The 9579-nt window shown below is 71.4% G+C and carries 7 protein-coding genes and 2 pseudogenes; 2 read left to right on the top strand and 7 right to left on the bottom strand.

Annotation, left to right across the window (positions count from 1 at the left end; genetic code table 11):
• Nucleotides 1-177 precede the first annotated feature (177 nt).
• The 3 genes and pseudogenes from AB0J04_RS44300 to AB0J04_RS44290 form a co-directional block, all read right to left on the bottom strand.
• A complete protein-coding gene (locus AB0J04_RS44300) occupies nt 178-2136 on the bottom strand; it encodes an NACHT domain-containing protein (RefSeq protein ID WP_363174397.1) in 1959 nt (652 codons plus the stop codon).
• Entirely contained in the window at nt 2133-2567 is a 435-nt protein-coding gene (locus AB0J04_RS44295; RefSeq protein WP_363174396.1) for a hypothetical protein, read from the bottom strand. Before AB0J04_RS44295 ends, AB0J04_RS44300 begins: the two co-directional genes overlap by 4 nt.
• A gap of 102 nt (nt 2568-2669) precedes the next feature.
• Nucleotides 2670-2765, bottom strand: a pseudogene (locus tag AB0J04_RS44290) (DNA-binding response regulator); the annotation flags it as partial.
• Between AB0J04_RS44290 and AB0J04_RS44285 the strand changes: the two are divergent.
• Both AB0J04_RS44285 and AB0J04_RS44280 read left to right on the top strand, forming a co-directional pair.
• Nucleotides 2746-2856: pseudogene (locus AB0J04_RS44285) on the top strand (IS5/IS1182 family transposase); the annotation flags it as partial. The pseudogenes AB0J04_RS44290 and AB0J04_RS44285 overlap by 20 nt on opposite strands.
• A 460-nt stretch (nt 2857-3316) precedes the next feature.
• Nucleotides 3317-4600 carry a chloride channel protein gene (locus tag AB0J04_RS44280; protein ID WP_363174395.1) on the top strand — a complete coding sequence of 428 codons (1284 nt, stop codon included), beginning with the start codon at nt 3317-3319 and terminating at the stop codon, nt 4598-4600.
• A gap of 51 nt (nt 4601-4651) precedes the next feature.
• Here AB0J04_RS44280 and AB0J04_RS44275 read toward each other — a convergent pair whose 3' ends face one another.
• The 4 genes from AB0J04_RS44275 to AB0J04_RS44260 all read right to left on the bottom strand — a co-directional run.
• The gene (locus AB0J04_RS44275) at nt 4652-5320 is read right to left on the bottom strand and encodes a hypothetical protein (protein ID WP_363174394.1); all 669 of its coding nucleotides are present in this window, start codon (nt 5318-5320) and stop codon (nt 4652-4654) included.
• 310 nt (nt 5321-5630) lie between these two features.
• Nucleotides 5631-7463 carry a cation:proton antiporter gene (locus tag AB0J04_RS44270; RefSeq protein ID WP_363174393.1) on the bottom strand — a complete coding sequence of 611 codons (1833 nt, stop codon included), beginning with the start codon at nt 7461-7463 and terminating at the stop codon, nt 5631-5633.
• 120 nt (nt 7464-7583) lie between these two features.
• Entirely contained in the window at nt 7584-8504 is a 921-nt protein-coding gene (locus tag AB0J04_RS44265; RefSeq protein WP_363174392.1) for an aldose 1-epimerase family protein, read from the bottom strand.
• Nucleotides 8505-8734: 230 nt separating this feature from the next.
• Nucleotides 8735-9579 (bottom strand): DUF389 domain-containing protein (locus tag AB0J04_RS44260; RefSeq protein WP_363174391.1); only part of this gene is annotated, 845 nt, incomplete at its 5' end.

The following is a 9579-nucleotide window of genomic DNA, read 5'->3' as shown; positions in this document are numbered from 1 at the left end:
CGACGGCCCAAACCGCAGACGGACAGAGGCGATGTGACGCCCTCGGCCCTGAACCGGCAACTCGGAGAAGCCCGCTTAACACCAGTCACCTAGGGGGCTTAGCGGTTCCGCGTCCCCCGGTCGCCGCCGATCCCCGGTCAAGTCGCCGTGACCCGGCCGCCTCGCGCCCGTATCCCCCTACACCCCAGCCGTCCCTTCACGGACGGCCACGAGCGGGCTCCCGTAGCGCGACGCCAGGCGGTCCTGGAGGCGGGTGTGGCGGAACTGGTAGACCGCTCCGGCCTGGCGGAGGACGCCTCGGCGGGCGGCGTCGGCCAGGAAGGCGTTCACGCGCCAGGGGAGCCGGCGGCGCAGTGACAGCCACAGTCGGGTGAACAGCACCCACCGCCCCCAGGCCGTGCCCGCGAGGGTCAGGGGCAGCCCCACGATCGGGCCCAGTCCCGGCCCGCCGAGGAACAGACCGCCCACGCACACGGCGACGCAGGCGGCCAGCCAGAAGGTCAGCGTGATGGTGCGGCTGCGGGCCAGCAGGTGGGCGGGGGTTCTGGCCTCGTGCTGGTCGCTGGCCGTGAAGAACGCGTTGATGAAGAAGATGACGACGAAGGTCGCCGCGGCAGTGACGAGAGAGGCCCGCAGTCCGCCGATCAGCAGCCCCGGTACGGCTCCCCACGGTGTGTACGCGCCGCAACTCGCCACCGCACGCTCCAAGTCGACGGTTCTGGGGCGCAGCCGGAACCGGCCGAGCCCCCGCCGTTCCCTGGCGATCAACGGGTAGAGCAGGCTGGCCATCGAGCCCATGCCGGCCCCGATCAGGGCCCCGGCGGCCGGGCCCGCCGGGATGAACGCGCCGTTGACCGCGCCCCACACAGCCCCCCAAACGATCATGAAGGCGATGAAGAACCGCATCTGGACGTGGTGCGGGACGGTGTCCGCCAGACGCCACCAGGCCAGGTCGCGGGTGCCGAGGGCGTTCATGTCCGCCGCCAGGACGGCGAGCCATCTCTCCGCCTGCTCCGGGCGATACCGATACCGGACGGGCTTCTCGCCCTGGAACTTCCGGGGTGGGCGGGTCGAGTAGTTGGCGGGCACGAAGCCGTCCAGTAGAAGGTCCTCGACGGCGGGGGCCTGGGAGAGCCGGCCGTCCTCCAGCAGCTCCGCCGGATCCCTGCCCGTCCCGGGCCTGTAGGCACGGTGGGCCAGGGCGGCCATCAGCGGGTTGGTCAGGATGCCGCGCAGATATCCCGCCCGCGGGTCGTCGTCGAGGAGCCGTTGGAGGACGGTGTCCCACGCCATGGGCGCACGGGCCAGGTAGGCGACCACATCCGTGGGCTCGAGGGAGTGCAGGGTGACGACGGCCGCCGCCCGCAGCACGCTCCCGTCCTTGGTGAGGCGTTGGAAGGACGACTCCCGCATGGCCAGCACCAGCGCGCGGCTCGGCTCCCTGTTCAGCTCCGCGAACGCCTCCTCCTGGCAGTCCCCGTGCATCTCGTCGAGCCCGTCGAGAACGGGCAGGAGGCAGCCCTGCGCCATGAGCCACTGGGCGAGGGTGCCGTCGCCGACGGGCGCGGGCCCGCCCAGCTTGCTGTATGTCTGGTGCAGCCACCTGACCAGCCAGTCTCCCAGCGAGACCTGTTTCGGGTCCCAGTCGCCGACCGGCACCACCACCGGAGCGACGCCGTCCGCCCGCCCCAGCAGCCCCTGCGCCAGCCGGGCGGCGAACACGCTCTTCCCGCTGCCCGCCGGTCCGATGACCAGCAGCCGGTGCGACGGCACCGCGTCGTACAGCCGTGCGGGGTCGGTGAGACCGTCCAGTTCGACGGGTGGCTCGACGACGGCGTCCCGAAGGTCGGACACGGCCTCGCCGGGAGGGGTGCCGACGTTGACCCACCGGTCGACGCCGCTCCCCCGCAGCAGGCTCCAACGGACCGCCATCGGCGCCGGATCGTCGACCGTCTCCAGGTACGTCCGCAGCTCGGTGGCGAGCGTGGCGCGGAACTCCTTCACCGCCTGGTCCGCCGCCTCGGCCTGCTGCTGGGCGCGGCTGGGGGGCAGGTGGAACGTCGTGTTGACGTCACGGACGTCCCCGTGGACCTCGGGGGCGCCCCGCCAGAACCAGCGGCGCCTGACGACGGTCATGAATCCGCCCCTTGGTCCCGCCCGTCGACCTTGATGTTTACCTGTCCGGCGACGTTTCCCCTGACGACCGCGGCTCCTGGCCCCGCGGCGGCGTCGAGACCGGCACCGGGACCGGCCGCACCCGGGGACGTCGCGATGCCGGACACCTCCGTCGACACGTCACCGCCCACATCGCCGCCGACGGTAACGCTGGCAAGTCCCGTGGCGGACAGGGGCCGCAAAACACCCGTGTCCGGCTCCCGCGGCGGGGCCGACCGCTGACACACCAGCCCGAGCACACCCGTGACCATGGCGACGAGGGCCCCGATCACCGAGGTCACCTTCTCCACCCGGTCCAGGCTCTGTGCCGGAAGAAGCACCACGAACAGCAAGGCGCACAGTCCGGCGAGGAACAGCCCGCCGAGTATTGTCAGCTTGATCGGTCGACTCATTTACACATGATGAGTACTTCTCACCCGATCCACTGCCCAATTACCACAACTGACCACACATGCATCGAAAGCGATTGAATCCACTCAAGAAGCGATCGGAGGTCAGCCTTCCAGGGAGGCGAGTACGGCCAGGATCCGGCGGTTGTCGTCCTCGGACGGTTCGAGTCCGAGCTTGGTGAAGACCCGGCCATTCGTCGTCCTGGCCGACCGCGCGCACTCTTCGCGCGCGATCCGGGCGCGTCTGCGGCGCCGAGGTATCCGCGCGGTCGTCCCACAGCCGTCCGACCAGGCCGGCCGGCGCGGCCTGGCCACACGAACGGAGGGAGGGCGCCCATGCCTTCCCGCCCGGACAGCCGTCTCTGACTGCCGCACCGACTTCTCGGTGCGCCTGCATCGCGTCGACAGGTGCGATGTCGGCCACACCATGACCGGCCCCGGTTCCAGCAGTCGCTGCCGAGCCCAGAATTCGGCGGCGTGTTCGCTGCTCATGTCGCTCGGCGCGATCGCCCGGAGGGTTGACTCCCGCCAGTAGTCGAACGAGGCCTTGCACTGCGCGTCCATCCGGAGGGGTTTTGACGTATTGCCGTGGAGCTCGGAGAGATATCGGCCGATCCGGTGGGTAATCTCGCGCTGCCACTGGCCGAATTTCCTCCCAGCAGACTCAGGAGAGAGCCATCACCGAGCAGAGGCCCGGAAAGGCTGGGACCACGCCGGGAAACCAGCCCCAAGAGGCCGACCAGTTGAGGAACATGCTGCGTCGGCCCGAGTACCGGCGGGCATTGGTGTTCTGCGGCTTGATCGGCATCCCGGTGTCGTTGGTCGCGTTCTGGTTTCTCGTCCTGCTCCATCAGTTGGAGAATCTGATCTGGGTGGACTGGCCGCACGATCTCGGCTGGACGGATCCGCCGTGGTGGTGGCCTTTCCCGCCGGCTCTGCTGTCCGGTGCGGTCGTCGCCTTGGTCGTCCTGCGGTTTCCGGGCCGAGGAGGACACATCCCGGCGGCGGGCCTGCACTCCGGAGGGGCGTCGAAAGCCGCCGTTCCCGGTGTGCTCCTCGCCGCGTTGGCCAGCCTCCCGCTGGGTGCCGTCCTCGGGCCCGAGGCGCCGCTGATCGCCCTCGGCGGTGGTCTGGCGCTGGTCTTCCGGGATCTCGTACGCGCTCCCGCGACCGAGGCGAGCACGGCACTGCTCAGTGCCGCAGGCGCCGCGGCAGCCATCTCCGCGATCTTCGGCAATCCGCTCGTGGCGGCCGTGATGCTCATGGAGGTGGCCGGGGTCGGCGGAACGCAGTTGTTCGCGGTGATGCTCCCCGCCCTGCTGTCCAGCGGAATCGGCGCCCTCGTGTTCACCGGCTTCGACCACTGGACCGGGCTGAAGACCGGGAGCCTCGACATCGGACTGACCGCTCCGCCTCCCCTCGACGGCGGGGACGTGCTGTGGTCGGCGCTGATGGCAGTGGTCATCGCGGCGGCCGTCCACGGGGTCATGGTGGGCGGACGGATCACGGCGCGCTTCGTGTCCGCACGCCCGTTGCGCAACACGGTGCTCTGCGCACTCGCCGCCGCGGGCTGCGCGGCACTCTACGCAGTCGTCACCGGCCGTTCGCCGTCCGAGGTCTCCCTGGACGGCCAGGCCACCCTGGCGCAACTCGCCGAGCACCCCCATGCGTGGTCGGTCGGCAGTCTGGTGGCGGTCCTGGCGTTCAAGGGCGTCGCGTACGCGCTCTGTCTGGGAAGCCTTCGCGGCGGTCCGACCTTCCCCTCCTTGTTCCTGGGCGGAGCGGTGGGCGTCCTGCTGTCGCCCCTGCCGGGACTCGGCGTCGTAGCCGGTATGGCGGCGGGTATGGCGGCCGCGTGCGCCGCCGCGCTGCGGCTGCCCGTCAGCACGGTGGTGCTGGTCGTCCTCATGGTGGGCAACTCCGAGACGGTGCCCGTGATCGTGCTGGCCGTCGTGGTGTCGTTCGTGACCACGGAGTTGCTGCCACAGGGACCGGGGATTCCCGCGTTCAAGCCGCGAGCCGGCCGAGCGCGATGAAATTCGACGCCCGGGGGATTCCGTACCCACCCAGGGGTGAAGGGGAATTGATCAGCTCGCACCGACAGGTCCGGTACTCGGCCGGAAACTGGCCACGAGAATGTGCAAACTGACGACAAGTGCCCATACGGGGAAGACCAGCTCGGCCCAGGCGATGCTGCCCGTCACGAGAAGCAGCGTCAGAGCGACGAGATAGCCGAGAAGAGAAATCCAGCGCGGAAGGATTCCGAGCCGATGCCCGATGGTGGACGTGGAGAAGGTGAATACCGCGGCCATGCGCATCGCGTAGGTCGTCAGGAGGCTGTAAGTCACGTGACGGCCGAATGACCACCCTTGCAGCTCGGAGCCGGCCCCGGACGCTTCGACCGTGACCAGTAGGCCGCCGGCCGCCGCCGCGGCCCCGAAAAGAGTCGCCACGAACAGCAGACCGCTGCCCAGGAAGACCATGGCGAAGAACTGGTCCTCGGCTTCTCCGATGCGTGCGCGCACAGCGCCCATGAACCACAGGAAGAAGATGCCCGCGAAGGGAATGAGGTTGAGCGCCGTGTGTACGGTACGCCGACGCGAGGGGTCGGTGACCCAGCTGTTGCCCACGTTGCTGGGCTCGTCCGGTACCGCCACGCGGATCAGGACGATGGCCGCGGCGAGCAGCAGGGCGAAGACGATCCCCACCAGTCCTGCGGCTCGTGGAGTGCGCAGCGCCTGAAGCTTCCTCTCCATGGGCGGTCTCTCGCCTCCTCTCCCAGCCGGTGCGTCCTCGTCGGCGACGGTCCCTTTCCCCCGTCCGGTGCAGCCTCGCGCGGACGCCAGGCGGGCGGCCTGCGGGCGGCCAAGACCAGCAAGCACCGGTGCACGTCGTCGTGCCACTCGGACTGTCCATACGGGTGACGTGCGCGGACACCGGCGAGTCGGGCCGTGTCGGGCACGGTCCCAGGTGGGGCCCACTGGGAAACGCCGGGCCCCGGGCGGCCGACGGTCGACAGCCGACGGTCGACGGTCGACGGTCGACGGTCGACAGCCGACGGCCGGGCTACTCCGGCGGACTCCCGTCAGCCCGTCGGCCCGGGGCCAGCAGGACGGCCGTGTCCCCCGGCCGGGGCAGTGGCGTGCTGCCTCCCATGACCGGATCGAGGCGGCCGTCCCGCCGTACGAGGAACAGCAGATCGCCGCCGGGCCGCAGGGCGTCGCCGGGCCGCAGGGCGTCGCCGGGCCGCAGGGCGTCGCCGGGCCGCAGGGCGTCGCCCACGGGCTGCCCCAGAACGGCTGCCCCCTCCTCGTACCTGCGGGAGAACGTCGGCCAGGTCAGATCCGCGCCGAACAGAACCTCGCCGCCGATGAACGGCGCCACCACGCCGTGGCTGTCGGCCGGTGCGTTGAGGCGGTGGACCGTGCCCTCCACGCTGCCGCGCAGAACCACCGCCGCCAGCGCGTTGAAGTCGTCCTCGGCGGTGAGGAGGTACACCGCCGTGATGCCCTCCAGCTCGGCGGCCCCACCCGTGGCGGCGCCCAGCAGCTCACCGGGCGCGAGCTCGATCCCGGCCTGCCGGACACGTTCGCGCTGTTCCTCTTCCCCCGCCCACATCAGCACCTCCAGCCCCGCTGCCTTCAGGGCCACGCCAAGGTCGACCACCCAGGGGTCGCCGCCGACCAGCAGGGGCCGCGAGCGGGACGGGCGCACGACGCCCAGGCGCCGGGCGACCGCCGAGGCGGTCAGGCCGTAGAGCGTCACGGTCGCGACGATGACCACGAACACGGCCGGAAGGATCTTCGACGCGCCGCCGATCCCCTCGGCCACCAGGCCGGCCGAGAACGTCGAGGCCGTGGCGGCCGCGACGATTCCGCGCGGCGCCATCCAGCCGATGAAGCCCCGCTCGCCGCGTGTCAGGTCGGTGCCGAGGGTGGACACGACCGCGACCAGCGGCCTGACGACCAGCACCAGGAAGGCGGCGAGCCCGAGCGCGGGCAGCCACACATGGCGCAGCGAGTGGGGGGTGACGGTGGCCGAGATCGAGATGAAGAGCAGGCCGAGGATCAGGCTGACCAGGGTCTCGAAGAACGGCCGACGCGCGGGTACGTCCATGCCGGGAAGGTTGGCGACGGCCAGGCCCATCACCACGGCGGCGATGAGTCCCGTGTCGTCGCGCAGGACGTCGCAGAGCGCCGCCACGCCGACCACCGAGGCAAGCTGCGCCGTGGTACCGAGGACCTCGCTGAGTCGCAGCACCCGCAACAGCGCCCACAGCAGAGCCGACCCCACCGCTCCTCCGGCCGCTCCGATGCCCACGCTGGCCAGGAACTGCGCCGTCCCACCGCCGAGGTGGTGGCCCGCGCTCGCCACGACCGCGTGGAAGACCAGTGCTCCCAGAACACCGCCGACCGGGTCGATGAGCGAGCCTTCCCAGATCAGGATGCGCTGGAGCCGGTCCTTCGGTCGCACGAAGCCCAGCAGCGGTCCCACGACCGTCGGTCCCGAGACCACGAGGATGGCGCCGATCATGACGGCCGCCCGTGCGGACATGCCCAGCAGCGGCGCGGCGAGGAGCGTGCCGAGCAGCCCGGTGACCAGGACGCCGATCCAGATCAGCCGGACGACGACGCGGCGGGTGTGGCCCTTCAGCCTGGCCAGGTCCAGCCCGAGGCCCGCGTCGTAGAGGATGACGGCCACGGCCAGCGACACCAGCGGTGAGAACGCCGCCCCCAGCAGCTCCTCGGGGCCGACGTCGTCGATCAGCGCGCCCGCGGCGAAGCCGACCGGCAGCAGGACGATGAGGGCGGGGACGCGCAGACGGCCGGCCAGGACCTGCGATCCGACGGCCAGGACCAGGATCAGGCCCACGCCGATGAGCACCTGGTCCGTCGTCACGGGTGGCCTTTCGATGCGGGGTGGTGGGACGAGTGGGTGCTCGTACCGGCCGGCTGCCCGGCCCGCCGGGTCAGACCTGCGCCGGGTGCCGCGCGCATGCCGGGGACCGTGACGGCGCCGTCACTCCCCCCACGGCGTGATCCCCCAGCGGACGGTGCGCTGCTCGCCCGGGCCGAGGCCGACGAGCCCGGTGCCGCTGCGGAAGGCGTCCGGCGGGCAGGTCATCGGCTCGACGGCGACCGCGCGACGGCGCTCCCCCGGTGGCAGGGTGTCGCCGGTGTAGAGCTGTACGTAGTCGACGCCCTCGCCCAGCCATACGTCCGTGCCGAACGCGCCCGACGGGTGGGCCAGGCGCACCACGGCCCGCCCGTCCGCGTCCCGGTCGAGGTCGCCGAAAGGGGTGTCCAGCCGGAGCGCACCGACGACCTGTGGCGTTCGCAGGTCGTACGCGGTCCCGGCGACCGGCTCGGCGGCGACCGGCAGGCCGCGCTCGTCGGTGCGCAGCCAGGTCCGTGCGGGGACGGTCAGCACCGCCTGGTCGACGGCGGCGGTGCCCGCGGTGACGTAGGGGTGCTGGCCGAAGCCGTAGGGTGCGGCGCTCGTGTCGAGGTTGCGCCCGGTGACGGTGACTTCGAGCCCGCTCTCGCCCAGGGCGTACTCGGCGCGGACGTGGAGGTGGAACGGATAGCCCGGCTGCGGCCACAGCGGAACCTCCAGCACGGCGCGACGGTCGCTCGCCTCCACGACCCGCCACGCGACCCACCGGAGCAGACCGTGGATGGCGTTGCCGCCGGCCGGCTCGGTGAGGGGCAGCTGCAGCTCCTGCCCGTCCCAGGGGTATCGGCCGTCGCGGATCCGGTTGGGCCACGGCACCAGGATCTGGCCGCGCCCGCCGGTGATCCGGTCCTGCTCGGCGAATCCGTCGAGCACGGTGCGCTCACCGACCGCGTACGACCGAAGGGCCGCGCCCAGTTCGACGACGACGGCGCTGTGCGCGCCGTGACGGAGGGTCAGTTGCCGTCCGGTGCGGCTCTGCCGCACGCGTGGCCTCCTCGTCCGCCGCGGTCGGCGCCCTCGGACGCCGACGTGGTGGCGGCCCGCGGTGCCGGCCCTCCCGTCGGGAGCGTGCGGCCCCTCAAGGGCCCGGTCAAGCGCAACACGTTCCCGTCGGCGCAATCGCCGGGCAGGTTCGCCCGCCGGGGCCACAGGCGGGAGCGGGCGGCGGTCGACGCACGGGGGCTCGTGCTGCCTCCCGGACGGGGGCGGCGGCGTCACTCGCTGCCCGTGCGCCTGCTGCGACGGCCGATGCTCCGCCAGACAGCTCGTTGGAATCTGAGCATCAGCACGCCCACCAGGATCAGCAGCACGATGTTGAGCAGGAGCTGGATCAGGGATCCGCGCGCCTCGTGCCAGCTGGAGAACGCGCAGGAGACGCCGATGTCGGCGGCGGCCGGGATGGTGGTGACGGAGATGAAGACGCCGAGCAGCGCGCTCGTCCGGGCCTGGGTCAGGGACATGATCCCGACGATGCCGGCCAGCACCGCGACGACCACGGAGAAGAAGTTGGGGGCGTCGATCAGCGTGGAGACCGGCCTGAAGCCCAGGTCGAACGCCCTGGGTTGAAAGTCGAGACCCCGGATCGCCCACGAGAACAGGAAGGTCACCAGGACGGCCAGCAGGAATCCCACGGTCAGGGCGAACAGGCCCTGCCGGATCCTGGTGCCGTTGCCGCGGTCGATGCTCAGCGCGACGCTGGTGATGGCGCCGTACTCCGGTCCTACGACCATCGCCGCGACGATCAGGATCTGGGAGTTGGTGATGATTCCGACCGCCCCGATGACGCCTGCGACGACCAGGTAGACGTAGAAGCTCGGCAGGTAGGTGCCCTCGGCGCGAATGCGTGCTTCGACCTCCTCCCAGACCGGCGCGTGCGCGAGCGCCCCGAGTTGCTGCTGCTCCGCCGCGGCCGCGGTGCCGGAGAAGGCCATCTCGACCGGCTCGATGACGATGGATCCGCGACGGTCTAGTGCCGCGGCAGGCAACGTTTGCCCGTCAAGGAGCGGCGTCCGGTGCGTGCTCTCGGCGTGCCGGCCGGAAGTCCTCGTACTGGACGTAC

This window comes from Streptomyces sp. NPDC050263, from assembly GCF_040655955.1.
Lineage (GTDB): Bacteria > Actinomycetota > Actinomycetes > Streptomycetales > Streptomycetaceae > Streptomyces.
This window is presented reverse-complemented; position numbering and strand designations above follow the sequence as displayed.